Source organism: Bradyrhizobium sp. AUGA SZCCT0160 (assembly GCF_018130105.1).
Classification (GTDB): Bacteria; Pseudomonadota; Alphaproteobacteria; order Rhizobiales; family Xanthobacteraceae; genus Bradyrhizobium.
The window spans coordinates 40,510-66,447 of the sequence record NZ_JAFCMD010000027.1; the positions used below are offsets into that span (position 1 = coordinate 40,510).

At 62.1% G+C, this 25,938-nt stretch carries 21 protein-coding genes, 1 tRNA gene and 1 pseudogene; 13 read left to right on the forward strand and 10 right to left on the reverse strand.

The genetic code is table 11. From position 1 onward, the window contains the following. Window positions 1-89 precede the first annotated feature (89 nt). Complete coding sequence (locus JQ558_RS31995) at window positions 90-5,297, reverse strand: alpha-2-macroglobulin (RefSeq protein WP_212296278.1); 5,208 nt, start codon at window positions 5,295-5,297, stop codon at window positions 90-92. A gap of 287 nt (window positions 5,298-5,584) precedes the next feature. Between JQ558_RS31995 and JQ558_RS32000 the strand changes: the two genes are divergently transcribed. After that, a tRNA-Arg gene (locus JQ558_RS32000) sits at window positions 5,585-5,661 on the forward strand. Window positions 5,662-5,787: 126 nt separating this feature from the next. On the opposite strand, the gene JQ558_RS32005 is transcribed toward JQ558_RS32000, so the two are convergent. Further along, window positions 5,788-6,027 (reverse strand): hypothetical protein, encoded by a 240-nt coding sequence (locus tag JQ558_RS32005; RefSeq protein WP_212296279.1) that lies wholly within the window; start codon window positions 6,025-6,027, stop codon window positions 5,788-5,790. Window positions 6,028-6,257: 230 nt separating this feature from the next. Further along, a complete protein-coding gene (locus JQ558_RS32010; protein WP_212296304.1) occupies window positions 6,258-6,446 on the reverse strand; it encodes a Trm112 family protein in 189 nt (62 codons plus the stop codon). Window positions 6,447-7,040: 594 nt separating this feature from the next. Here JQ558_RS32010 and JQ558_RS37575 point away from each other — a divergent pair. The 7 genes and pseudogenes from JQ558_RS37575 to dctP all read left to right on the forward strand — a co-directional run bounded on the left by JQ558_RS37575 (window position 7,041) and on the right by dctP (window position 12,399). Continuing rightward, window positions 7,041-7,514: a hypothetical protein gene (locus tag JQ558_RS37575; protein ID WP_249142732.1), complete on the forward strand. Its 474-nt coding sequence runs from the start codon at window positions 7,041-7,043 to the stop codon at window positions 7,512-7,514. Between the two features lie 54 nt (window positions 7,515-7,568). Then, window positions 7,569-8,132 carry a hypothetical protein gene (locus tag JQ558_RS37580; RefSeq protein WP_249142733.1) on the forward strand — a complete coding sequence of 188 codons (564 nt, stop codon included), beginning with the start codon at window positions 7,569-7,571 and terminating at the stop codon, window positions 8,130-8,132. Between the two features lie 228 nt (window positions 8,133-8,360). After that, on the forward strand, window positions 8,361-8,645 hold the full coding sequence (locus JQ558_RS37585) for a hypothetical protein (protein WP_249142734.1): 285 nt from the start codon (window positions 8,361-8,363) through the stop codon (window positions 8,643-8,645). Window positions 8,646-8,654: 9 nt separating this feature from the next. After that, on the forward strand, window positions 8,655-9,191 hold the full coding sequence (locus tag JQ558_RS37590; protein WP_249142735.1) for a hypothetical protein: 537 nt from the start codon (window positions 8,655-8,657) through the stop codon (window positions 9,189-9,191). 714 nt (window positions 9,192-9,905) lie between these two features. Next, window positions 9,906-10,130, forward strand: coding sequence for a hypothetical protein (locus JQ558_RS32020; protein ID WP_212296280.1), 225 nt, complete (start codon window positions 9,906-9,908; stop codon window positions 10,128-10,130). A gap of 370 nt (window positions 10,131-10,500) precedes the next feature. Further along, window positions 10,501-10,857: a DUF6481 family protein gene (locus JQ558_RS32025; RefSeq protein ID WP_212209456.1), complete on the forward strand. Its 357-nt coding sequence runs from the start codon at window positions 10,501-10,503 to the stop codon at window positions 10,855-10,857. A gap of 520 nt (window positions 10,858-11,377) precedes the next feature. After that, a pseudogene (dctP, locus tag JQ558_RS32030) lies at window positions 11,378-12,399 on the forward strand (TRAP transporter substrate-binding protein DctP). 52 nt (window positions 12,400-12,451) lie between these two features. Here the strand turns inward: dctP and JQ558_RS32035 are convergent. The 3 genes from JQ558_RS32035 to JQ558_RS32045 are packed head-to-tail and all read right to left on the reverse strand — an operon-like array spanning window position 12,452 to window position 16,990. Then, window positions 12,452-13,366 carry a hydroxymethylglutaryl-CoA lyase gene (locus JQ558_RS32035; RefSeq protein ID WP_212209454.1) on the reverse strand — a complete coding sequence of 305 codons (915 nt, stop codon included), beginning with the start codon at window positions 13,364-13,366 and terminating at the stop codon, window positions 12,452-12,454. Between the two features lie 7 nt (window positions 13,367-13,373). Further along, window positions 13,374-15,380, reverse strand: a complete 2,007-nt coding sequence (locus JQ558_RS32040) for an acetyl/propionyl/methylcrotonyl-CoA carboxylase subunit alpha (protein ID WP_212209453.1) — start codon at window positions 15,378-15,380, stop codon at window positions 13,374-13,376. 5 nt (window positions 15,381-15,385) lie between these two features. Next, a complete protein-coding gene (locus JQ558_RS32045; RefSeq protein WP_212273775.1) occupies window positions 15,386-16,990 on the reverse strand; it encodes a carboxyl transferase domain-containing protein in 1,605 nt (534 codons plus the stop codon). A gap of 330 nt (window positions 16,991-17,320) precedes the next feature. Between JQ558_RS32045 and JQ558_RS32050 the strand changes: the two genes are divergently transcribed. Both JQ558_RS32050 and JQ558_RS32055 read left to right on the forward strand, forming a co-directional pair. After that, a complete protein-coding gene (locus JQ558_RS32050; RefSeq protein ID WP_212296281.1) occupies window positions 17,321-17,968 on the forward strand; it encodes a TetR/AcrR family transcriptional regulator in 648 nt (215 codons plus the stop codon). A gap of 33 nt (window positions 17,969-18,001) precedes the next feature. Then, window positions 18,002-18,496, forward strand: a complete 495-nt coding sequence (locus JQ558_RS32055) for an Lrp/AsnC family transcriptional regulator (RefSeq protein ID WP_212296282.1) — start codon at window positions 18,002-18,004, stop codon at window positions 18,494-18,496. Between the two features lie 32 nt (window positions 18,497-18,528). On the opposite strand, the gene JQ558_RS32060 is transcribed toward JQ558_RS32055, so the two are convergent. Beyond that, window positions 18,529-18,834, reverse strand: coding sequence for an ETC complex I subunit (locus JQ558_RS32060; RefSeq protein WP_212209449.1), 306 nt, complete (start codon window positions 18,832-18,834; stop codon window positions 18,529-18,531). Window positions 18,835-19,087: 253 nt separating this feature from the next. Here JQ558_RS32060 and JQ558_RS32065 point away from each other — a divergent pair, with 253 nt between their 5' ends. Beyond that, window positions 19,088-20,236 (forward strand): OpgC domain-containing protein, encoded by a 1,149-nt coding sequence (locus JQ558_RS32065; RefSeq protein WP_212209448.1) that lies wholly within the window; start codon window positions 19,088-19,090, stop codon window positions 20,234-20,236. 46 nt (window positions 20,237-20,282) lie between these two features. On the opposite strand, the gene JQ558_RS32070 is transcribed toward JQ558_RS32065, so the two are convergent. Beyond that, the gene (locus tag JQ558_RS32070) at window positions 20,283-22,091 is read right to left on the reverse strand and encodes a carbamoyltransferase C-terminal domain-containing protein (RefSeq protein WP_212296283.1); all 1,809 of its coding nucleotides are present in this window, start codon (window positions 22,089-22,091) and stop codon (window positions 20,283-20,285) included. 393 nt (window positions 22,092-22,484) lie between these two features. Here JQ558_RS32070 and JQ558_RS32075 point away from each other — a divergent pair, with 393 nt between their 5' ends. After that, window positions 22,485-22,796 carry a hypothetical protein gene (locus JQ558_RS32075; protein ID WP_212209446.1) on the forward strand — a complete coding sequence of 104 codons (312 nt, stop codon included), beginning with the start codon at window positions 22,485-22,487 and terminating at the stop codon, window positions 22,794-22,796. Between the two features lie 307 nt (window positions 22,797-23,103). Here the strand turns inward: JQ558_RS32075 and JQ558_RS32080 are convergent, their stop codons facing one another. Continuing rightward, window positions 23,104-23,880: a cyclase family protein gene (locus JQ558_RS32080; RefSeq protein ID WP_212273772.1), complete on the reverse strand. Its 777-nt coding sequence runs from the start codon at window positions 23,878-23,880 to the stop codon at window positions 23,104-23,106. Window positions 23,881-23,937: 57 nt separating this feature from the next. Continuing rightward, complete coding sequence (locus tag JQ558_RS32085; protein WP_212296284.1) at window positions 23,938-24,921, reverse strand: fumarylacetoacetate hydrolase family protein; 984 nt, start codon at window positions 24,919-24,921, stop codon at window positions 23,938-23,940. 99 nt (window positions 24,922-25,020) lie between these two features. On the opposite strand from JQ558_RS32085, the gene JQ558_RS32090 reads away from it, so the two are divergent. Continuing rightward, complete coding sequence (locus JQ558_RS32090) at window positions 25,021-25,935, forward strand: ABC transporter substrate-binding protein (RefSeq protein WP_312015055.1); 915 nt, start codon at window positions 25,021-25,023, stop codon at window positions 25,933-25,935. Window positions 25,936-25,938: the final 3 nt, after the last annotated feature.

Below are 25,938 nucleotides of genomic sequence, written 5' to 3' on the forward strand. Positions count from 1 at the left end.
GCTGACGACGGCCGATATCGCCGCCGCCTTCCTGATCCGTCGCCAGCGGCCCTTCGGAGGGCTTGCCGGTGCTATGGGCCCCGTCTCGCTCATTTGGCCGGACGGACCTCCACGGTGCCGGTGCCGGTGCGGCCATAGCGCGAGGGATTGTACATGTCCTCGACATAGGCCTGCGGCAGCACGTATTTGCCGGGGGAAACCGCGCGCACGACATAGGCGACGGTGAACACCGCCGTATCGTCGCTGGCGCGATCGATGGCCGCGGTGAAGCGGTCATCACGGAACTCGGTATTCTCGGGCTCCTCGCCGTCCTCGATCCAGTCCAACGTGCCTTTGTCGCCGGACGACACCAGCCTCGGATTGTCGATCTCGAGGCCGGCCGGGAGGTAGTCGGCCACCATGATGTGCCCGTATTCCGGCTTGGCCTCGGTGATCTTCAGCACGACCGCAAATCGGTCGTTCTGCTTGGCCTTGCTGATATCGGCGGGCTTGCCGTCGAGCGTGAAGTAATTGCGCTCGATCTTGAAGCCGTTCGAGGCCGCGGGCTCCGGCGTGACCGGCGAACCCGAGACCGAGACCACGGCCTGTACCGGTGCGTCGCCGGTATTGGTGATCTTGACCGGCTTGCCGACCATCTGCTCGGCCTTGTAGCTGCGATAGGCCGCCGTCTTGATCGGCGAACCATCTATATCGAGCGCCATCGTCTCCTTCGAGAGCGCGCGCGAGGCCAACACCAGCCAGGCGTTTTCCTGCGTCGAGGTGTAGGGCGAAAGGCCCCGCGCCACTTCGACCCGCTGCACCGCCTGCGTCAGCGTCGCCCGCGGCGCGTTGCCTTCGCTGGCGAGCGAGACCAAAGCTGCGGCATCGCGCAAGGCGCTGCCATAGTCGACCCGGCCGAACTCGATCACGGGCTTCGGCACCAGTGCATCGAGCGCTGCGCCGTAGACGCGCTCCGCCCTCGACTTGTCGCCGACCAACGCCAGCGCCGCCGCCAGTTGCGATTTCGCAATCGGCGTCGCCAGATTGTTCAGCGTGGTGTCGGCGAGATAGCGCAGGTCGCCGATCGGGGCGGCGCCGTTGCGGGCGAGCACGTAAAGGCCGTAGGCCAGATCGCGGCCGCCGTCCTTTTCGGGCTCGTTGGCGTTGACCACGGAGTTGCGGATGCGGTCGAGCGCGCTCTTGAACAGCACATCCGGCACTGCAAAGCCCTTCTCACGGGCGCGGGTCAGGAAGTCAGTCACGTAGGCGTCGAGCCAGGCATCATCGCCGCCCGCCGACCACAGGCCGAACGACCCGTTCGAGCCCTGACGCGCCAGCAGCCGCTCGATCGCGTCCCGGATGCGCTGATCGACCGCGGTGTCCATCGCCAGATGGGCGCCCGCGGCGAGATCGTTGACGTAGAGCAGCGGCAGCGCGCGGCTGGTGATCTGTTCGGAACATCCATACGGATAGCGATCCAGCGCCTTGAGGATGGTCGCCGCATCGAGTGCGGTGGACAGGCCGACGGAGAGCGACACGCTACCCGTTCCCGACACCAGGTCGGTGAACATGTCCGAGGTCAGCGTCAGGCTCTCGCCCTTGGCCAGGGTACGGATCGAGCGGCGCGCCAGGACCTGCGTCGCCGCCTTGACGTCGAGCGCATAGTGCCGCGCCAGCGCCAGGCCGTTCGGACCCTTGATGTCGACGTCGAGATTGGCGGTGCCGGCGCCGCCGCCGTCGATCGCGAGCGACATCGAGGTCCGCTGCTTGGCGGCGAGCTTGACCGTGGTGGTGGGGTTGCCGCTCACCTTCACCGGGCCCGTCGTCTTGACGCTGATGGTGTAGTCGCCGGGTGCACCTTCAACGTTGTCGAGATCGAAGCTCATGGTGCCGCGGTCGCCATTGAGCAGGAAGCGCGGCAATGTTGCGGTCAGCACCACGGGATCGCGCACGGTGACGTCTGTCGTGGCGCGGCCAAGCCTTGTCGCACTCCAGGCCACCGCCATGACACGCGCGGTGCCGGCGAACTCCGGAATGTCGAAGCTGATCTCGGCAGACCCGTCAGGGCCGACCCTGACGATGCCGGAATAAAGCGCGAGCGGTTTCTGGGTGGGCGGTGAGCCCTGCAGCTCGGCGCCGGCGCCGTCGCCGCCGGTCTTGAGCTGGCCGCGGGTGCCCTGCATGCCGTCGATCAATTGCCCGTAGAGGTCGCGGATCTCGGACGTGAGGCGGCGCTGGCCGAGATAGAAATCATCCGGCGCCGGCGGCTTGTAATTGGTCAGGTTGAGAATGCCGACATCGACCGCGGCGACCACGATCTTGGCGTCTTCGCCGGGGTTGAGCCCGCCGAGCTTGACCGGAATCTTCAGGGCGGTTCCGGGGCGGACCAGCGGCGGCGGCGAGAGCGCCACCTGCAGGGTGCGGGCCTTCTTGTCGATGCCGAACCATTTCAGGCCGATCGCCCGTCCGGGCATCCGCAGCGCCGCGGCGTCGAGCGGACGGCGCAGCGTCGCCAGCACATAGGCGCCGGTGCCCCAATCCTTGCCGACTGATAGCTTGACCTGCTGGGTGCCTTCCTTGACGTCCACGGTCTGGGTCGTCAGCAGACGGTCGCCCAGAACGTTGATGGTCAGCTTGCCCGCTGTGCGGGCGTTGACCGACACCACCATGGTGTCGCCGGAGGCGTATTCCGGCTTGTCGATCGAGGTTTCGAGGAGATCGGGGGTGTCGGCGCTGCCGTCCGAATACCAACCGACATCGAACTGGACCGAGGTGACCGGTCCGTCCGCCTCGGTCGATTTGACGTCCAGGCGATAGCGGCCGGGCTGCGGCGCCAGCGACACCCTCGCCGCCTTGTCGGCTGACAGCGTCAGGTCGCCATCGGCGACGCGCGAGGTCGATTTGACCGGCTCGTATTCCCAGGACGAATTCTGCCGGTACCACTGGTAGCGAGATTCTATCTTCAGAAGCTCGTAACGCAGGCCGTCACGCGGCAATTGCTTGCCGTCGGGGGCGACGAACACCACGTCGAATTCGGCCTTATCACCCTCCGCGACGCTCTTGTCCCCAAACAGCGGCTTGATGCCGATCAAGGGCGTGGCAGGCGCCACGGGGAGCACCAGCTTGCGCTCGACGGCGCGGCCACCGGCCTCCGCCATGCGGATGAAGATTTGCGCCTCCTGCGGGCGGGTCGAAGTTGGCGCCTTGGCCAGCGACACCGGGAACGTCGCCACGCCATTGGCGTCGGCCTCCGGCAGGTTCTCAATCGGGGTGCGCTCGTTGCTGGCGGTTTCCTCGTCGGCAACGCCGAACTGGTAGCCGGGATAGCCCGGCCGCCCGGAGGCTGCCGAGGTGACCAGCATGTCGCCTTCGAGCTGCAGGCCGGAAGCCGGAGCGCCGTAGAGGAAACGACCATCGACCTTAAGTTCAACTGGAACTTCAGCTTTGATCATTTTCTCCTTGCTGGAGATGTTGAATTCGATCCTTTCGGGGATGTAGTCCTCGACCATGAAGGTGGTTTCGCCGACCGCCGACCCCTTGGGGTCGGTGAACGCGCGTACCCGCCAGGTCCCCGTCGGGACCGCCGAATTGAGCGGGACCACCATGCTGCGGCCGCCCGCGCCCTGATCGGGCAATACGGCGCGGCGGAATTCGACGCCATCCGGGCGTTCGATGACGAGGGTCAGCGGTCCGCCCGTCATGGCGTTGCCCTGCCCGTCGCGCAGCAGCGCGGTGAGATAGACGGTCTCGGTGGAGCGGTAGACCCCGCGCTCGGCGTATACGAAGGCGTCGGCGCCTGATGGCACCACCCGGCCGGACACGCCACGGTCGGTGAGGTCGAACGCGGTGGTCTTGAGGCTGAGGAATGCGTAGTCCGACTTCTCGCTCATGACCGTGAGCAAGGCCGGCGACAGCCCGCCCTCGCCGCGCGCCAATCCCGCCTCGAACAGCACGTGGCCGGAATCGTCGGTCTTGCGGGTCGCCAGGATCTCGTTGTTACGGGCGATCAGCCGCACCTCCGCCTTGCCGACCGCCTCGGTGGACGCCAGCGAATTGACGAAGACGTGGACACCGTCATTACCTGAAAACGCCGACAGGCCCATGTCGGAGACGATGAACCACTGCGTCGCCAGCCTTCCGTCATCATCGCTGCCGGGGCCTTTGGCTGACGCCGTCATCACATAGACGCCCGGCTGCAGGTCGCCCAGCGCCTGGTCGACCGGGAACGCGGTAATGACGTCCTGGTTGAGCGTGGTGGCGGTGGCGAGTTCGCCGGTCCAGACCTTGACGCCCTTTTCGTCGCCGAGATCGCCGAGCTGGTAGCTCGACAGCGTCTTCTGGAAGTCGCTGTCGATCACCGTATTAATCAGGTTTCGGTCGCCGATCCGGAACACGTTGACGTTCACGGCGGGCGTATTGACGCTGACCAGCGGGATGCCGCGCTGGCCGGTACGCGGCAGCACATAGGCGCGGCCGGTGAAGCGCACGAACGGCTTGCGGTCGCGGACATAGACGTTGAATTCGGCCGATTTCGGCAGGGTTTCCTTGACCGTGGACGGCAGGCCGGCACGAAGATTGATGTTGTAGCGCTCGCCGTGCTTCAGGCCATCGACGCAAAGCTGCTTGCCTTCGGCCGACAGCGCCGGCTTGTCGGTACCGGCCAGCGCCAGGAACGGCGCGAAATCGACTCGCTTGGCCAGATCTTCAGAGAACTGGAAGCACGCCCGCGGTGACGCACCGTCCGAGTCCACGGTATAATCCAAAAGACGAAAACCGTGCTGGTCGCGCATCTTCTCGTATTGGCCGCGCACCTCGGCGACCTCGCGCATGTCGAGCGACAGCCGTAAGCTATCCAGCGCCGGCCGCCAGAGCTTGCGGTCCGACATCGCCCGGCCCAGCACCGCCAGCGCATCGGCCTCCTCGGCGGCGTTGCCGGCGCGCTGATAGGCGATATAGGCGGCGGTCGAGGCGCGCTCGAGCAGGAAGGTCTGTTCGCTCGAGCTTGCGGAGCGGATCTGGAAGATCGTCTTGGCGAGTTTGAGCCAGTTGGCGCTGTCCTCCGGCGTGGTGGCCGCGATCTGTCCAAGGATTTGCAGGCCGGTGCGGAAGTCGGCACGCTTGAAGGCGGTATCCGCATCAGTCCGCAGCGTCGCGCTGGATTTGGAAACCGGCCCCGCCTCGCTCTTGATCTGGGCCTCCAGCTTGACCGCGGAATCGGCGAGATCGTCGCGTCTGAAGGCTTTATCTGCTGCCTGCGCTGCGACTAGGCCAAGCGCCATCGTGGCGCAAACGACTGCGGCGCGAACCAAACCGATCATGATGGAGCTCCTTGGGCGGACGACCGCCTCGTAACGGACGAAAAGTGCGCGAAAAGGTGACGGACTGATGGCGATGGAAGAGGCTTGCGAAAAAGTCGCATGCATGGCTCAGGCAGTCCACGGTCCCGGACCGCACCGGCGGGGTTACCGGCGCAGCATTGATTGATGGGCGAACCGAAGGCAATGGTCCGCCGTCTGGCTTTGTCGCAGCCTGAAGGAAATCGGTTCGGAACGGACTTGGCTATGAGGCGGATTTTTCATATTGGCAGTGCTAGAAAGACTCCAACGGTCCCATAGCTCAACTGGATAGAGTAACGGATTTCTACTCCGTGGGTTGCAGGTTCGAATCCTGCTGGGATCGCCAATAATTTCAATCGGATAGCTGGTTTGTTCTCGAAAAGGCAGTGTCGCATTCTGTATTGAAGAGAACGCTTGGCTTTCATGGTTGTCGCTCACCCGGTAACTGGCGCTGGCGTTTCTCATGGTGCAGTCACCATAAAGAGGCCGCCTGAGACGGCGACGGATCGATAATCCCGGTGCCTTCGTCGTCCAGGCGAAACGTGCCTCGGCAAGCCATGTGAAATTTTCGCCCTACGACTGGCATCTCATCTTCCTTGCTGAACGAAGGCACGTTCACCACAAGTCGTTTTACCAGAACCTCTTTGAACCCATCCGGCTCTTCTAAAATCACCCGCCAGGTCCACTCGCCGTTGGGCGATTCAGCGGCCATCGTATTGTAGCGGTAGCGGATGAGATCGGTCGTTGATTACAGGAGGTCCGATTAGAGCCGTACCGCAGCGCCAAGGCTCAGGACGTAGAGGATGACCACAACCGCCAGCATGGCGAGTACCAGGTCAAAGCGGGACAATCCGAGACGCGACTTTTCCATGGCCGCTCGCCTAGCAATATGGAGCTGATGAATCAAACGGACGCTGTGCGAGACCGGATCTTCGAAAGGCTTCAATCCAGCTTTCGCGCTTCTGCAGGCAGCATGATCGGGATGCCGTCCCGGATCGAGTATGCGAGGTGTGCCGAACGCGAGATCAGTTCCAGTCTTACCTCATCAAACTCCAGCGGCCCCTTGGTCAGGGGGCATACCAACAATGCAAGTAATTTGGGTGAGATCTTGCGAGGCTCGGCCATGGCCATCTCATAGACCGGGACTTCAATCATTCCAATTCAGATCGTTCGGGTCCGACTGTCCGGGCGCTTCAGCAACCGATGCTGCTTCAGTAAAGGACGCCGGATGATGGGCAGCACTGGTTGCTGAAGCGCCCAGAACGGGAAACGCCGGCTGTAGGGCGATTTGCCTATCCGCTCCGGCCGCGCCTTAATGGCATATGTCCGCCCTCACCCGCCGCTCACACCCGGAACGCTCCGACTGCTGGCGCATCCATTACGGTGATGTTGAATTTTTCAGATGGAATATCGCGGCAAGAATTACTTGATCTTCGAAGGCGATGAGCCAACTTCGTGCCGACGGGCTGTGACACTCGACGACCTCACACGAAAGCAGGCGAAGCCAAGACGCGTAGCGCAGCCGTTACCGAGACCATGCTTGCCGTTGACCGAGCGTTGCAAAAAACCGCATCCGTCCCGCTGAGCGTGGCGCATTTTTGAGCGACACCAGCGAACGCGTGTTCGGACTGAGCGCGCAACGCGCACGTCAATCCCAGCGAATTGCTTCGTCGAATTTTTCAACGTCCGCGATCTGAATCACAGACAAATCGCGCAAGAATTGCAATGCTGATCAGATCAGACGATCGTTTCGGCCTGCCGTTTGGATTTGATGATTTTCTAAGATGCTCGGTTGGTTTGGATTATGCAGGACTGAAGCTGCTGCCTTGTTTTGAAGGCGACATCGATCGCGCTGTACCTTGGAAACAGCCCGGTATTTTCGACCGGCACATCACGAGGACGCACATCATGACTGCTCCCGTCGCATCGATCGGCAATCGAAGCATGCTGTCCAACCACTGGCAGCGGCTGCAGCCCTGGATCAGCTATTCCGATGCCGATGGCAACCCAGCGGTGAGCTACCAGTTCTTCGATAGCGGTACGTCCGCGACCAGCGGTTATTTCTGGACTCCCACAAATGCCATTGGGCCGCCGGCACCACGATTGACGTTCCGGCGTCGCAACTCTCCGATGTCTGGCTGCGTTCCGGTTCGGCCAGCGGCAGCGAGACAATGTGGGTACGCGCGTTCGACGGAATAGACTGGAGCAGTTGGGCGTCGTTTACCCTCACGACGACGCCCAACGGAACCCCCGTTGCAGCGATCAGCGACCAATCGGTCCACCCTGCTGAGTTACTCCGACCCCAACGGAGATGCCGCCACCAAATACCAGTTCTGGGACAGCGGCACGTCGGCGACCAGCGCCTATTTCTGGACTCCCACCAACACGCATTGGGCCGCCAACACGACGATCGAAGTCTCCGCTGCCGACCTTGCCAATGTCTGGGTCCGGAGCGGCTCGACGACCGGGTCCGAAACGTTGTGGGTACGCGCGTTCGACGGCTCCGACTGGGGCGCTTGGGACACTTTCGCCATGGCGTCGACCAACGCAACGCCCGTCGCCGCCATCAACGATCATTCCTTACACCAAGGTCAATGGGCCAAGATCGACAATTGGCTCAGCGTGGTCGATGGGGATAACGACACGATCACGAAGTACCAGTTCTGGGACAGCGGTACGGCCGCGACGAGCGCTTTCTTCTGGACTCCCACCAACTCCCATTGGCCGCCAACACCATCATCGACGTTTCCGCGGCCGATCGCGCCAATGTCTGGATCCAGGGTGGCTCGGCGACCGGGTCCGAGACGCTGTGGGTGAGTCCATTCGACGGCACAGAATGGGGAGCCTGGGATACTTTCACGCTGACGACGACAATAAATACCGCGCCAGTCGCGACCATCAACGACCAGTCGATGCACGTCAATCAATGGGCCAAGCCGCAGAACTGGCTCAGCGCGTCCGATGCCGAAGGCGATACAATTACCAAGTACCAGTTCTGGGACGGCGGCGGGGGTACAGACAGCGGTTACTTCTGGTCCTCCACCAATGCGCATTTGGGCCTCGGGCACCACGATCGACGTTTCGGCCGCCGATCTCGGCAATTTCTGGCTGCGCACCGGTGCGACCACTGGCTCCGAAACCATGTATGTGCGCGCGTTCGACGGCACCGCGTGGGGCAACTGGGACAGTTTCACCCTGACGTCGACGAATATTGCGCCGACCGCAACGGCCAACGATCATACGCTGAACGCTGCCGAATGGGCCAAACTCGTCAACTGGACGACGTCATTCGACGCCGACGGCGACGTGATTACGAAATACCAGATCTGAGACGGCGGCTTGTCCGCAACCAGCGCCTACTTCTGGACACCCACCAATTCACGCGTGGCGGCCGGTACGGCCGTCGATATCGCCGCATCCGACCTCGCCAATGTCTGGGTGCGAGGCGGCACGGCGGGCGGTACCGACACCATGTACATACGGGCTTTCGATGGAACCGCGTGGGGCAATTGGGACTCGTTCGCGTTGACGACGCTGGCTAATCATGCACCGGTGGCTTCGATCAACAATCAGACCTTGCACGTCAACGAGTGGAGCCAGATCGGCAACCTGGTGTCCTATTCCGATGCCGACGCACATCCGGCAACCCAATATCAGTTCTGGGACGGAGGCTCCGGCGCTAACAGCGGCTACTTCGGGACGCCCACGAATTCCCACTGGGCTGCCAGCACGGTGATCGATGTCAGCCCCGCCGACCTTTCCAATGTCTGGCTCCGTGGTGGCGCTGCGACCGGCGGCGAGACCATGTATGTCCGCGCGTTTGATGGAATCGACTGGAGTGCGTGGCATTCGTACGTGCTCACGACCATCGTCTAGAGCCCTGTCCGTTCCGATTGAAACCGGAACGGGGCTCTGGATTTTTGATCTGACGCGTTTTCTTGACACGAACCGGTAGCGTCTTCGCTGGAAAACGCTCCAGCGACGACCCAACGCAACGTTGCCGGACCTTCTCGCGCCTAGGTCCGGATTCGCGTGCAGACCGGTTCCCTCGCTACACGGTTCGATGCAGATTTGGCGTGCGTCAGTCTCCTGCAGGTGGTCCAGACAAACGCCATCCGGCTGCACTGCCAATCTGGCCCGAGCGCGGCGCTGGACACCGGCTCCGGATACGCCAGTCCGGTCGCCACACCGCCCGCGACGCAGGCGAACAAAACGATCGCTGCGGCGAGAACGACATTTTTAGGGGTGCACCAATTCGGGATCATGGCGGTCGTTCATTTCAGGACCTGCCGCAACATAGGCTCGCGCCGGCCGTCCTTATGTGAGCGAATTCACAGTGTTTCGGCTTTCAGGTGCGACCGATTGCGCCGGCACGTTCCGGCCCAAGCGGGGCGGCGCTACCGATCGTATCGGGTTCCCTCTCCCGACATCCGACCGCGCCACAACCTGTGCGCTATCTGCCGGATCAATTCTGCAACACTCGCACGCCAAAAATGCGCGGCAGGGGTATAAGTCCCGCAAATCCGTTGCGCGCGTGCAGAGGTTGATCAACAGTGTTGGTTTGGAGAAAGCGCGTGTGCGGAGCGTGTCATGAGCATGCAGGAAGTGGGCTACGACTACGATCGCTATCGAAAACTACTGGCTGAAGCGACCGACGATGCCAAACGGCTCGAACTCATCGATCTCATGATCAAGGAGGGAGCCCGCGACAGGCTGGAAGCCCAGCGGACTTCCGATCGCGTGGCGATGACGGCCGTGACGGTTGCGAAAATTCTCGGTCCGGGCGGCCGCCGCGACCAATCCAGGACTGATTAGAACCGCGACTGATTAGAACAGCCACTGCCTGGCTCGGCTCGGAACCGGGTTTCAGCCGTCGCTTGTGTCGAGGCCAACGCCATTGGCGATCCGGCCAGGGCCGCCGCTAGAGCCTTTCCGTTCCGATGGAATCGGAACGGGGCTCTAGATTCTTGTCTTGACGCGTTTTCTTGACGCGAACCGGTGTCCACTTCGCTGGAAAACGCTTTAGCGCGCTCACCGGCAGCGGTCGACCAACCGGGTCGTTCACGGAAATCTCCCTGTTTGCCCCCTTCGGTGCTGGCATTTTGTCGCCGGTTCACCTACTGAAGCGCAAACCGCCATTCCCTGCGTTTCACAACCAATCAAGAAAACGACAAGGCCCCTTTTTATGAGTGGATTCAAGGAACCCAGCTTCGCCGACCGCCAGAAGGCCGCCCAGCAAGCGAGACAGAACATCCTGAACAAGTTCAAGGCCCAGCCCGGCCCTGACGATCCGGAGGTGAAGCAGCGTCAGGCCGAGCGCGAAGCGCAGGCGGCCGCCCGCGCCAAGGCCAAGGAAGCCCGCGAAGCCGCCAAGGCCGAAGCCAAGGCGCGCGAGGAAGAGGCTGCGGCCGCGGCTGCCGCCCAGCTTGCCCGCGAAAAGGAAGAAGAGGCCGCCAGACAGGCAGCCCTCGAGGCCGAAGCAAAGGCCAAGCGCGATGCGCGCTACGCGGCCCGCAAGAGCGGCAAAGGCAAGAAGAAGTAACGCGCTCGTTCGGGCGCGGGTAACCGCGCCGGAAATCGCAAGACTCCGCGCAGGCGAGCCCGATTGCAAAAGCAAACGACGGCTTGGCTATTGTTCATGCCGTCTTTCACCAACCCGCCGTCCTTTGATGGCATCCGTCTTCATCATGTCCTGTCCTTCTTCGTGACACTCCTGGCGTGTTGAATAGCGAGTCGTTCTTCGTGGGTCGTCCTTGCGCTTATAGTCCTGGACGGCGGCAGGAGAGCGCCGTTGCCGCCATAGCGGATAATTGAAGCAGGCCAGCGCACGCGTCCCGAGAAACGGAGGCGAACGCATGGTCGACGAGACCACAAAACCCCTCCCCGTCCTGCGTGTGCGCTGCGGCAGACCTTGAAGTCTGGCTCTGGAATCAGCCACTGCGGCCTTGAGCGACAGGCTGCCTCGAACGACCAGAACAGAAACTCTACGCACGGCCGCCGGCTAAACGGTGCTCAACGCCGGCTTGGACACGCCGATCAAGAATGCAATTCAGGGGAGAACCATGCTCACACGCCGCCATGTTCTCGGATCCGCGCTCGCCGCGCCTCCATTCTTCGCTTCGGCACGGGCACCGCACACGCCGCAACGAGGCTGAAGATTTCGCATCAGTTTCCGGGCGGCACCATCGACAAGGGTGATTTCCGCGACCACCTGTGCCGTACGTTCGCGCAGGAAGTGGCCAAGCGCAGCGGCGGCGAGATTGCGGCCGAGGTCTATCCGAACTCCTCGCTGATCAAGACCAACGCGCAATTCTCGGCGATGCGCAAAGGCGAGCTCGATCTAAGCCTCTATCCCCTTCCCTATGCCGGCGGCGAGTTGCCGGAAACCAATATCGGCTTGATGCCCGGACTGGTTTCGACCTACGATCAGGGCTTGCGCTGGAAAACGCACCCCGTCGGCAAGGCGCTGACCGATTTCCTGGCCGACAAGGGTATCATCTTGCTGAGCTGGGTCTGGCAGGCCGGCGGCGTCGCCAGCCGGTCCAGGCCGATCGTCGATCCGGAAGACGCCAAGGGCCTCAAGGTTCGGGGCGGTTCGCGCGAGATGGACATGGTGCTGCTGACCGCGGGCGCAGCGGTGCTCTCGGTACCATCAAACGAACTCTATGCGGCGATGCAGAGCGGCGCCTGCGATGCCGGAATTACCTCCTCCACCAGCCTGATCTCGTTCCGTCTGGAGGAGGTCGCAAAATCGCTGACCTCGGGCGCGGGCGCCTCCTACTGGTTCATGCTGGAGCCGTTGTTGATGTCGAAGGCGAGCTTCGACAAGCTGGCGAAGAACCAGCAGGACATCATTCGCGCGGTCGGCGCTGACCCCGAAGCCTTCGGCAAGAAGGGTGCGCAGGACGACGACATCGAAGTCGCCAAGGTCTATGAGAAGGCCGGCGCCAAAGTCAGCGCCCTCGATGCGGCAACCGTCGCCAAGTGGCGCGACATCGCGCGCGATACCGCGTGGAAAGACTACAGTGCCGCGACGGCGACGTCGGCCAATCTGCTGAAGCTCGCAACCGACGTCGCCGCCTGATGCCCGGTGAAGCGGGCGAGTAGCGAATGGCGAATAGCGGGACTTCCATTTGCTATTCGCTACTCGCCATGCGCCTCTTCGCGTTCAACGCCGAAGCGACGCGGCTGACCGGCGGCCTGCCAATCAAGCGGCTGACCTCGTTCGTCGCAGCTAGCAGCTTTGTCATGTCCACGCCGGTTTTGATCCCCAAGCCCTCGAGCATATAGACCACATCTTCGGTCGCGACATTGCCGGTGGCGCCCGGCGCGTAGGGGCAGCCACCGAGGCCGCCGGCGGCGGAGTCGATCACGCGCGCGCCTTCCTCCATCCCCGCATAGAGGTTGGCCAATGCCTGCCCGTACGTGTCGTGGAAATGCATTGCGAGTTTTTCCATCGGCACGCTGCCGGCTACCGCTCGCAGCAGTTGCCGTGCCTTCAGCGGCGTACCGACGCCGATGGTGTCGCCGAGCGAGACCTCGTAGCAGCCGAGGTCCCACAGCGTTTTGGCGACGTCCACCACGGCCTGCGGCTTGATCTCGCCGTCGAAGGGACAGCCGAGCACGCAGGAGATATAACCACGCACCTTGACGCCGTCTGCCTTAGCGCGGGCGACCACCGGCTTGAAGCGCTCAATCGACTCCGCGATCGAGCAATTGATGTTGGCGCGGGAAAATCCTTCCGAGGCGGAGGCGAACACGGCAATGACCTTGGCGCCGGCCGCTTGCGAGGCTTCGTATCCCTTTTCGTTCGGCACCAGCACGTGGAACTCGCTGCCTGCGATATGGCTGACGCCACGCAACACCTGGTCCGAGCCAACCATCTGCGGGATCGCTTTCGGTGACACGAAGGCACCGACCTCGACGGTGTGCAATCCTGCACCGATCAACGCCTCGATGAAGGCAATCCGATCAGCCACACTGATCGGGGTCTTCTCGTTCTGCAGCCCGTCGCGCGGCCCTACTTCAATGATACGGACAGCGTCGCTCATTTCGGCCTCACGAGGCTGCAGGTTCGACTTCGGCAAGTTCTACGCCTTCGCCAACGATATCGCCGACCTTGCATTTGATCTTCTTCAACACGCCGGCAAACGGCGCGCGCAGGGTCTGCTCCATCTTCATGACTTCCAGCGTCAGGATCGCAGCCCCCTTCTCCAGCGTCGCCCCCTCCTCGGCCAGCAGCGCCACCACGGTGCCCGGCAACGGCGCCACGATCTTGTCCTCGCCGACATGCTCCTCGGTCTCGCCGCCGAACGGATCGACCCAATGCAGGTCGAAACGGCCGTTGCGGGTGCGCAGATAGAGTTCGTGACCCTCGATCACCGCGACGACATGGGATTTCATCCCGTCGAGCGTCAGATCAAAACCACCATCATCGGCAGGCGACGTCGTGAAAACGAACTGACGCTCGCCGATCGACAGCCTCGACGCCCCGTTGCCATAGTCCAGCGTGACCTTCTGCTCGGCGCCCTGTCCCTGGCGAAGCGCGAACACGCGCTGCCGCTGGCCGACCGGCTGCCAGCCAAAGGCCTGCCACGGCGAATGGGCCTCCTTGGCTGCGACCTTGCGCTCCTCGACTACGATAGCGGCGACCGCCGCACAGAGTTCAAGATCGCCGCAAGCGTATTTCGGGTCGGTCAGGCCTTTCAATTCGCGTTCAATAAAACCGGTGTCGATGGTGTTCGCCCGAACTTGCGGATGCGTCACCAGCGCTGACAGGAACGGGATGTTGGTCACGATGCCGCGGACGTCGGTCTCTTCCAGCCCGCGGTTCAGTCTCTCAATCGCGGCCTGTCGGGTCGGCGCCCACGCGATCACCTTGGCGAGCATGGCGTCGTAATAGGGCGACACCGCATCGCCGCTGCGATAGCCGGCATCGATGCGCAGGCCGTCAACGGCGTCAGGCGTGCGCCATGTCTTGATCCGGCCGACCGAGGGCATAAAATTCTTCTGCGGATTTTCCGCGTAGACCCGCGCCTCGATGGCATGGCCGTTCAGTTTGATCTCATTTTGCGCCAGCGGCAGCTTCTCGCCGAACGCCACCCGCAACTGCCATTCCACGAGATCGACGCCGGTGATCAGTTCGGTCACGGGATGCTCGACCTGCAGGCGGGTGTTCATCTCGATGAAGAACACCTCCTTGCCGTCGGAGACGAATTCGATGGTGCCGGCGCCGACATAATTGACCGCCGCGGCCGCTTTGCGCGCGGCGGCGCAGACCGCCTCGCGCTGGGCGGCGTCGAGCGTCGGCGACGGCGCTTCCTCGATCACCTTCTGATGCCGCCGCTGCAGCGTGCATTCGCGCTCCCAGAGCGAGAGCAGGTTGCCGTGGCTGTCGCCGATGATCTGCACCTCGATGTGGCGCGGATTCTGGACGAATTTCTCGATCAGCATGCGATCGTCGCCGAACGCGGCCTTTGCTTCGCGCTTGGCACTGACGATGGCAGCCGCCAGTTCACCGGCCGAATTGACCACGCGCATGCCGCGCCCGCCGCCACCGGCGGAGGCCTTGACCAGTACCGGGAAGCCGATCTTGTCGGCGGCCTGCGCCAGAACAGCCTCGTCCTGGGCCTCGCCGTGATAGCCTGGCACCAGCGGCACGCCGGCCTTTTCCATCAGCGCCTTGGAGCCGGATTTGGAGCCCATCGCCGTCATCATCGCGGCGGTCGGACCGACGAACACCAGGCCGGCGTCGAGGCAGGCTTGCGCGAACTCGGCATTCTCCGACAGGAACCCGTAGCCGGGATGCACCGCTTCGGCGCCCGTCTGGCGCGCCGCTTCAATGACGCGCTCGACGTTGAGGTAGCTGTCGCGGGCCCGCGCCGGCCCGAGCAGCACGGCCTCGTCGGCCATGGCGACATGCATGGCGTCGCGGTCGGCCTCGGAATAAACGGCCACGGTGCGCAGGCCCATGGCGCGGGCGGAGCGGATCACGCGGCAGGCGATCTCGCCGCGGTTGGCGATCAAGAGCGTGCGGAAACGCCGGTATAGTTTCGAGCGGTCCATCTGCATCACATCCTGAACAGGCCGAACTTCGTCGGTTCGATCGGCGCGTTGGCAGCCGCGGACAATCCAAGGCCGAGCACCAGCCGCGTATCGGCGGGATCAATCACCCCATCATCCCATAGCCGCGCGGTGGCATAATAGGGACTGCCCTGGCTCTCATACTGGGCACGAATAGGCGCACGAAACTTCTCGTCCTCTTCGGCCGACCAGGTGTCGCCCTTGGCCTCGATACCGTCGCGCCGCACCTGGGCCAGAACCATCGACGCCTGTTCGCCGCCCATCACCGAGATGCGGGCGTTCGGCCACATCCAGAGGAAGCGCGGGCTGTAGGCGCGGCCCGACATGCCGTAATTGCCGGCGCCATAGGAGCCGCCGATCACGACGGTGAATTTCGGCACCCCGGCGGTCGCCACCGCCGTCACCAGCTTGGCGCCGTCGCGCGCGATGCCGCCGGCCTCGTATTTCTTGCCGACCATGAAGCCGGTGATGTTCTGCAGGAACACCAGCGGGATATTGCGCTGGCAGCACAATTCGATGAAGTGCGCGCCCTTCAGCGAGCTCTCGCTGAACAGGATGCCGTTATTGGCGATGATGCCGACCGGATAGCCCCAGATATGGGCAAAGCCGCAGATCAAGGTCGTACCGTAAAGCTTCTTGAACTCGTCGAATTCGGAACCATCGACGATCCGCGCGATGATGTCATGAACGTCGAACGGCTTGCGGCCGTCGGCGGAAACCACGCCGTATATTTCTTCCGCCGGGAACAGCGGCTCGCGCGGCTCGCGCATGTTGAGCGCGGCGCGCGTCGGCGGCTTCAGCGTAGCCACGATGCGCCGCGCGATCCCGATCGCATGGGCGTCGTTCTGCGCGTAATGGTCGGTGACGCCGGACTGCCGCGAGTGCACGTCGGCGCCGCCGAGTTCTTCGGCCGTGACCACCTCGCCGGTCGCGGCCTTCACCAGCGGCGGTCCGCCGAGAAAGATCGTGCCCTGGTTGCGCACGATGATGCTCTCGTCCGACATCGCGGGCACATAGGCGCCGCCCGCCGTGCAGGAGCCCATCACAATGGCGATCTGCGGAATGCCAGCTGCCGACATCTGCGCCTGGTTGTAGAAGATGCGGCCGAAATGCCGCTCGTCGGGAAAGATCTCGTCCTGCAGCGGCAGGAACGCGCCGCCGGAATCGACCATGTAGACGCAAGGCAGATTGTTCTGCCGCGCGATGTCCTGCGCGCGCAGATGCTTCTTCACGGTCATCGGATAGTAGGTGCCGCCCTTGATGGTGGCGTCGTTGGCGACGATGACGCATTCGCGGCCCGAGATGCGCCCTACCCCGGTAATGACGCTGGCGGAATGGACGTCGCCGCCGTAGAGACCGTGGGCAGCCAGCGGCGACAATTCGAGGAATGCGGTGCCGGGATCGATCAGCAGGTCGACGCGCTGGCGCGCCAGCATTTTGCCGCGCGAGGTATGCCGTGCGCGTGAGGTTTTACCGCCGCCGCCGGCAACCACCTTGAGTTTTTCTCTGAGGTCGGCGACGAGGCCGCGCATCACTTCGGCGTTGCGGGCAAAATCGGCGGATGTGGGATCGATCGTTGAATGAAGCGACATGGCCTATCGTTTCTTTGGGTGACGGGCGGTTGGTGCGTGGCCTCTAGGACTGACGGGACAAGACCTCTCGCGAAACGGCGCGACAGGCTGTACCATCTTTGCGGCGAAGTGTCCCGGCAGCCGGGATTGCGGGCCCGCTTGCACGATCACGCCTCCTCCGAATTAAAAACGATCATACGTTTTTTTAATAGAGCTGCAAGAGGATGGTCATGATTTTTGAGTTTTGCCAAAATGGCATGTTATGCCGTTGAAATTCCTCACATCTCATGCAATAAACATACGGTCGTTTGTATCTTTATAAGCATTTCAATCCACCACCCCGAGGACCAGATGGCACGTACGATCGGCTCCTATGGCCCGAAGACGCTGGAAGCGATCCGCAAGGCCGGGCTACGCCTGATCTTCGAACAGGGCTATTCGGCGATGAGCCTGCGCGACCTCGCCGCCGAGGTCGGGATCCAGGTGGGATCGCTGTACAATCATATCAGCACCAAGCAGGAACTGCTGTTCGAACTGGTGCAGGACCACGTCAACGAGCTCATTCGTCAGCTCGATCTCGCGCTGGAAGGTAAGCAAGGTCCGGAGGAAAAGCTCCGCGCCTTCGTCGCATTCCACGTCACCTACCACATGAGCCGCAAGCGCGAGGTCTTCATCGCCAATTCCGAACTGCGCAGCCTGGAGCCGAAGAACTATGAGGCGATCGTGGCGCTGCGCAGCGCCTATGAGGCGCGGCTGGCGCGTATCCTCTCGGAGGGCGTTTCCGAAGGCGTCTTCGAAGTCGTCGATGTCAAGGTAGCGACGTTTGCGATCCTGGCGCTCCTGACCGGCCTCTGCACCTGGTACCGGCCGGGCGGACGCCTGACCAGGGACGCGATCATCGCCGCCCATGAGAAACTGGTGCTGTCGGGCGTGTCGCCGCAGGCCGCGAACGCCCCTGCCCGCAGCATCCGCAAGCCACGGCGGGTTGCAGCTGTCTAGCAGCGGCGGACTCCTGAGCGCGGACGAGCAGCCATGACAGCCAATCACAAGCTCGACGACATCGACCGGAAGATATTGTCCGAGCTTCAGAAGGATGGACGCATCCGGATCAACGAACTGGCCAGTCGTGTCGGCCTCTCCCTGCCGCCTTGCCTGCGGCGGGTGCGGTCCCTGCGCAGCCGCGGCGTGATCAAGGCGATCCGCGCCACGATCGACGAGAAGGTGCTCGGCTACGAGGTCGTGTCGTTCGTATCGATCCAGCTGGCGAGCCAGGCCAAGGCGACGCTGGAAGCGTTCGAAGCCTCGATCGCGGTCCTGCCGCTGGTTCTGCAAAGCTGGCGCATCTCGGGAGAAGCGGACTTTTTACTCAAATGCGTCGCGCCCGATGTCGAGGGGATGCATCAGCAGCTTCGGCAGTTCGCCGCCATGCCCGAGGTCCGGACTATCAGAAGCTTGCCGGTCCTTGGCGTCGCGAAGGATGCGCCCTTGCCGATCCCGGGGGACCCGACGCCCCGAACCGATCCCTAGCGCTTCAATGGGTTCAGCGCTTAGTTCAGGACTTAGTGGGTCCAGGGCTCGCCGCGCCGGAACGCGAAATTGTCGGCATAGGCGACTTGGCGGTGCGCGGAGTCCTTGGGCTCGATCACCTGGTAGGGAATGCCCTTGCGTTCGCAATAGGCCACCGCGTCTTCCTTGGTGTCGAAGTGGAGCGTGAGCTGCTGCTTCATGTCGCCGGATGAGGTCCAGCCCATCAACGGTTCGATCGCCCGGGGCTGCTCGGGCTCGTAGTCGAGCTGCCATTCCCGGGTCTTGGCCCTGCCCGATTGCATCGCGTTTTTGGCGGGCTTAAAAATGCGTGCGGTCATGGATGGTCGAACCTTCAGAGATGTGCGACTTAAAGACACGAGACTTGGAGACGTTTGGCGCAGACGGCCGGGATAGTATAGAGACACCTTTCAGGGATTTAACCCCGGATGTACCATTCCGGACCGGTATAGTCATTATGCTGCACTGTGACAATCTTCGTTCGCCCTGCGGCCCGCGTATGGTTCGAGGCCTGATTCAAGGCTTGGTCCGGCGGCGCGATCGTCCCGACAGCATCACATCGAAGCGGCTCCAATGAAAATCAACGCCACCCTGCCCGAAAAAGGACGCGACCTCCGGCTCGACCTGTTTCGCGGGGTTGCGAACTGGGCGATCTATCTGGATCACATCCCGGACAACGTGGTGAACTGGATCACGACCCGCAACTACGGCTTCAGCGACGCGGCCGACCTGTTCGTTTTCATTTCCGGATATACCGCCTCCTTCGTCTATGCCCGGATGATGCTCGACCGCGGCTTCATCGTCGGCGCCACGCGGCTGACCAAGCGCGTCTGGCAGCTCTACGTCGCCCACATCATCCTGTTCGTGATCTATATCGCCTCGATCAGCTACCTCGCGCTGCGGTTTGGCGATTCCGAGCTCGTCAACGAGTTCAACGTCGTCGGCCTGGTCGACAACGCGACCGAAACGTTGCGCCAGGGCCTGTTCCTGAAGTTCAAGCCGGTGAACCTCGACGTGCTGCCGCTCTACATCGTGCTGATGGGACTGTTCCCGCCGGTGCTGTGGATGATGCTGCGCCAGCCCAACTGGACCATGGTCGCCGCAATCGTGCTGTGGCTGGTGTCGCGGCAAACCGGCTGGAACCTGGCGGCCTACCCGACCGGAACCTGGTACTTCAACCCGTTCGCCTGGCAGGTGCTGTTCGTGTTCGGCTCCTGGTGCGCGCTCGGCGGCGCCCGGCGGTCGGCGGCGGTGATCAATCACCCGCTGACGCTGTATTTCTGTATCGCCTATCTGCTGTTGGCGCTGGTCATGACGATGGCCGGCAGGTTTCCGGATTTCGGAAACATGTTCCCGCATTGGCTCTATTCGATGTTCAATCCGAACGACAAGACCAATTTGGCGCCCTACCGCTTCATCCATTTCGTGGTGATCGTGATCATGGTGATCCGGTTCATCCCGAAGGATTGGCCGGCGCTGGAATGGAGAATATTCGATCCGCTGGTGGTCTGCGGCCAGCAATCGCTCGCGGTATTCTGCGTCGGCGTGTTCCTGTCGTTCGTCGGGCACTTCCAGCTGTCGCTGAGCTCCGGCTCGCTGTTCGCGCAGATCTTCGTCAGCGTGACCGGCATCGCGATCATGACGATCGTCGCCTACTATATTTCCTGGTCGAAACGGCAGGACAAGCCGTTGCCCAAGCCGGCGCCGAAAGCGGCCGCTTGATCGAAGCGGCTTGATCGGTGTCCCTCAACTTCCAGAACGGCCACCTTCAGGCCGACCGGGCGGTCGCTGACACCAGGTTTCTCACGTCGTCGTAGGTATCGACCAGCGGTCCGACGATCTTGTGCATGGCGGTCTTCGATACCACCGTGTCGTGCATGATCAGATGGTCGACCCCCGTGGTCAGGAAGCAGGCCACGGCATCGCGCGGCGTCTCGACGATCGGCTCGCCCTTGATGTTGTATGACGTGTTGATCAGCACGGGAACGCCGGTCAACGCATCGAACTCCTTCAACAACTGGTACAGCTTCGGATTGGTCGCTTCGCGCACGGTCTGGACGCGCGCCGTACCGTCGACATGCACGATCGCCGGTAACTTGTCGCGCCACTCAGGGCGCACCGGCTTCGCAAGCAGCATGAACGGCGAATCCGCGTCGCCCTCGAAAATATCCTTCATCCGCTCGGCCAATACGATCGGCGCGAACGGGCGGAACGCCTGCCGGTGCTTGACGCGGCTGTTCAGGATGTCCTTCATCTCGGGCTTGCGGGGATCGCCGAGCAGGCTGCGGTTGCCGAGCGCCCGCGGTCCGAACTCCGAGCCGCCCTGAAACCAGCCGATCACGCGCTGATCGGCGAGCAGCTTCGCAGTATCGCGGCAAACATTGTCGCTGCGTCTCGCGTCGATCTGGATACGCACCAGAAACCGCTGCAGCGCAGCCGCGACATCCGCATCGCTATAGGGCTTGCCGATATAGGAATGCTCCATGACAAAGTTGCGGCGCTGCTTCAGGATCTCGAGCCAGCCGTAATAGGCGCAGCCGATCGCAATGCCGTCATCGCCGGTCGCCGGCTGGATCCAGATATTGTCGAAACCGGCTTCACGGGCGAGCCGGCCATTGGCCACACAGTTCAGGGCGACACCACCGGCCATCGTCAGGTTCTTGGCCCCGGTGGTTTCGCGCAGCCAGCGCGCGCGGGCGAGCAGCACGTTCTCGGTGTCGTCCTGCACCCGCCAGGCCAGATCCTCCCAGTGCCGCATCGCCGGGCTCTTTTCCCAGTTGCTGCCGTCCTGGATGTAGGGCTGCTTGAGATCGGTGGTCCAGTGCGGCACCTGCAGCGTGCCGTCTTTCAGCCCCATCAGGCTCGCGACCGCGTTGTGGCGGCCATAGGGTGCGAGCCCCATCAGCTCGCCGCATTTATTCCAGTCGCCGAAAATGTAGGTCGACGCCCGGCTGTAGAGCGCGCCCATCCCCGGCATGTTGTAGAATTCATCGCTCAGGAAGCCGCGGTCCGGCTCCATGAAAACCTTCTTCAGGCATTCGATCGTCGATCCCTTGAACTTGTAATAGCTCTCGGATTCGCGCGCGAGCGGCGTTGCGGTGTCGCCCGAGGGATAGGACTCCATGACGTCGGACTGATAGCTGCCGACGCCATCGACGATCATCACCACGCCTTCCTCGAACGGCGATACCGCGAACGCGCTGTAGGCGTGCGCCAGATGGTGGGAGATCGTTACCACCTTCTCCGAGTGCGACAAATACAACGGGTGCTTGGCCGCGTCGTCCCGTTCAAATTCGGGAAGGAAGCCCGGCGCGTCAAAATAGACCAGCCGTTCTTCCATTTCCCCTACCGGCATGATGTAGCAATTGCGAACGATCAGATCGATGTCATCCAGCGTGATGCCTTCTGCCTCGAGGCAATAATCGATCACCTCCTTGTAGAAGCCGGACGCGTGCTTGACCCGCGTGATCCGCTCCTTGGCGATCGCGAATGCGATGGCGCCGTCGCGTAGCAGGCAGGCGCTCACGTCATGGTCGTAGGTGTTCAGGCCGAGAACGTAGGTGTGCTGTTTGGGCATGGATACTCTTTAAGGCGGGGGGACCGTCGTGCGCGAGATCGTGTCGACGTCAAGTTGCTGGCTTGGGCTTGCCTGATTTTTCTTGCCTGTTTTTTTGCCTGGTGTTCGGCTGGTTTGTCTTGCCGAATTTTCGTTTCGGTAATTCTGCAGTGCACAATCGTCGGACAGAAAGATGAACGAAGATGAACGAAGATGAACGGCGCAACGCGAGAATTCGTCGCAAGCCGGAGTGTAACTTGACCTTATCTTTCCGTCTTAATAAAGTCCCGAATTGCCGAAAGAACCTTAGTAAAGATATTATCTTAGCTCATCTGAACCAAAGGCATTTTCGAGCGTCTAAGTTTGATAATGCGGAAGTCCAGGTGGTTTAGAAAGTGACCGGGAGATTCTAGAATGGCTAAACGCTACAATATCCTGACGCGTTGTCTTGCAGCGCTCGCCTTGTTGTTCGTCTACGTCGCCAGCACGTCTGCCATTCTGGTAGGTGCAACGACGTCGCCGGCGGAAGCCCGCGGTGGACGAGGCCGTGGCGGCGGGTGGGGTCGCGGTGGCGGTCGTGGTTTCTATCGCGGCGGCGGCTGGGGTCGCGGCCGTGGTTATTATGGCCGGGGCCGGGGCTATGGCTTCTACGGTGTTCCCGTGGTTCGCGGCGGACCCCGCTGCTGGTGGAATGCGTACGGCGTTCGCGTCTGCAGGTATTACTGATATCGGATTGATCGGCGAAAATTTACGCACGGTCTAAACAATAATCAGGTGTGCCGGACAACCGGCGCGCCTTTTTCTTTGCCGCTAATTTGACACTTCCACTGAGCGGGCTGCGCTCAATCGACATGCGCGCTGTCGCGTTGCGGCGCGCGATCGCTGTTGTCAGTGTCAGCGCGCCGTCAGGATGAAGCCGCGGCGGCATCGGGCTGATCGACGAAACGGACTCACTCCCGCAGAAGCATCTGCCAACAAGCTCGGCGCAATTCCATCCTGAAATTCCTCTCGGCGTTTCTCGCTAGCGACGGATCTATCCGTCGAGAATAGCGACGGCCCGGGTCCAGCCCGCCGAAGCGCGTTCGATCTTCACCGGGAAGCAGGACACCGTGAACCCGGTTGATGGCAGTTGCTCGAGGTTGTGCAACTTCTCGATGTGGCAATAGCCGATGTGACGGCCGGCCTTGTGGCCTTCCCAGATCAGGCTGGCGTCCTTGGTCTCGGCATATTTCTTTGCGGTGTAGACGAACGGCGCATCCCAGCTCCAGCCGTCGATGCCGGTCAGCCGCACGCCGCGCTCCAGAAGATACATGGTCGCCTCATAGCCCATGCCGCAGCCCGAGGTGACGTAATCCTGCCGGCCGTATTTGACGCCGGCGCTGGTGTTGACCACCACGATTTCCAGCGGCGACAGGGTATGACCGATACGCTTGAGCTCGTTCTCCACGTCCTTGGCGGTCGCCACATAGCCGTCGGCAAAATGCCGGAAGTCGAGCTTCACCCCCGGCTGTAGGCACCATTCCAGCGGCACCTCGTCGATGGTCCAGGATCGCTCACCCCGGTTCATGGTGGGATGGAAGTGCCAGGGCGCATCCAGGTGCGTGCCGTTGTGGGTCGAGAGCTGCACCTGCTCGACCGCCCAGCCCTGCCCGTCCGGCAGATCTTCGGCCTTCAGCCCGTCAAAGAACTGCAGCATGCGCGGCAGGCCCTGCTGGTGGTCGATGTACTGGATGGTCGGATGACCGCCTGGCGGATCGGCGGGTACATCGTTTTGCAGGGGAACGGAGATATCGATCAACTTGCGCGCCATTGGCGTTTCCTCGCTGAATGTTTTTGGTTCTTGTTGTGGTGGCGTGGTCGCGGCAGCCTATTGCCGTTCGACCCGGTTCTTCAGGATACCGATCTTTTCGACTTCAAGCTCGATGCTGTCGCCGTGTTCGAGATACCAGCCGAGTTCCAGTCCGCAGCCATTGCCGACCGTTCCGGAGCCGATGAATTCGCCGGGCATCAGCGTCTCGTCCCTGGTGACATGGGCGATAATCTCCTCGAATGAAAACAGCATTCCATCGGAAACCCCTTGCGAGCGCATCTTGCCGTTGACGCGCACTTCCATCTTCAATTTGTAGGGATCACCGAGCTCGTCGGGCGTGATGATCCACGGTCCCATTACATTGCCGCCATCGAAACTCTTGCCTTTTGCGGGGCCGAGCCGCCCCTCCATTTCGATACGCTGGGCGTCGCGCGCAGAAAAATCGTTGAAGATCGTAAAACCGAAGATGTGATCCTTGGCTTTCGCGGCGGAAATGTTGGCACCCTTGTTCTTGGTGATGATGCCGAATTCGCATTCATAATCCATCACCTGACTGTAGCGCGGCCACTTTACGGTGGTGTTGGTGCCGCGGACGCTGAAGCGGTTGGTAATGTAATAGATCGGCTGCTTGCGATAGACCTCCGGCAATTCGCCGAGCGGCTCGGCCTCGATCCGCGCCAGTTCCGCCATGTCGTTCCTGGCGCGTGCGGCGAGCTTGAGCTGGCCGCGCGGGGCCTGGAGAATGTGCAGCGGAAACGACATGCCGTCCCGCATCTGCCGCGGCTCCGGGATCGGGGCGAGGATATCGGCCGTTGCTGCGGATACCGACAGGGTTTCGTCCTTGCCGTGCTTGTCGAACACGGCCGACGCCTGTTCGAGCGCGCCTTCGCCGGCATCAATCAGGGCAAGCATGGAAACGAAGGCCGGATTGGCGGCGCCGTTCCGGCCGGCGGCCGCGGCCAGATCGAACAGTTTGCCGTCGCCGGAATGCACGATCCCGACCTTTTCCTGACCGCCGGATTTGAATGTTGCGAGTTTCATTGTTTGCCGCCCTCTTGCTTTTGGATGAAATATATGATCAAAAAAAATATCGATAATCAAGCACCAAAAATGTAAACCAGGGAGATGACCGTGAAAACGATCCTTGCAACCTTTGCGGTCAGCCTGGCGCTGACGGGAGCTGCCGTCGCGCAGGCCAAGATTCAGGTCGGTTGCACGGCGACGTCGGATTGCGCCTCCGCCATGGTGGCGATCGACGAAAGCATCTTCAAAAAGCACGGGCTCGATGTCGAGATGACGCCGATCGGCATCAATTCGAACATCCCCGCCGCGATCCTTTCCAACTCGATTCAGATCGGTGGACCAACCTCGACCGTGTTCCTGCAGGCCGTTGACGGCGGCCTCGACCTCGTCGCCATTGCCGGCGCGAGCGTGATGAGCCCGGTGAACCAGGACAGCATCGCCGCCTTCGTCCGCAACGGCATCACCATCAAGGAGCCAAAGGATTTCGTCGGCAAGAAAGTCGGCGCGCCCGGCCTCAACGCCTTCCTGCATGTGCTGTTCGTAAAGTGGCTGGTGGACAAAGGTGTCGATCCCAGACGCGTCAATTTCGTCGAGGTCACCTTCCCGACCATGTCCGACATCATCAAATCAGGCGGCGTCGATGCCGTGCTGACCGCCGAGCCGTTCGTGACGCGTATGCTCAACGCAGGATTGGGCTCGGTCGGCGCGCGTTATGCGGTCGAACTCGCGCGCACCGAGCCGATCATTTTCTACGCGGCATCCCGCGAATGGGCCGACAAGAACGCCGTCGCGATCAAGAAATTTCGCGATGCGATCGCTGAATCCGCGCTGATCGTCAATGGCGATCGCGAAAAGGCCTCCGCGTCGATTGCCAAATTCACCAAGCAGCCGATCGAATTGGTCAAGGCGACGCCCCCGAACCAATCCGAGCCGGTGCTCAAGCCCGAGCAGTTGAGCTGGTGGATCGAGGTAATGTCGTCGCAGAAAATGCTGCAATCCAGGCTCGATACCGCCAAACTGGTTCTGAAGTGAGGC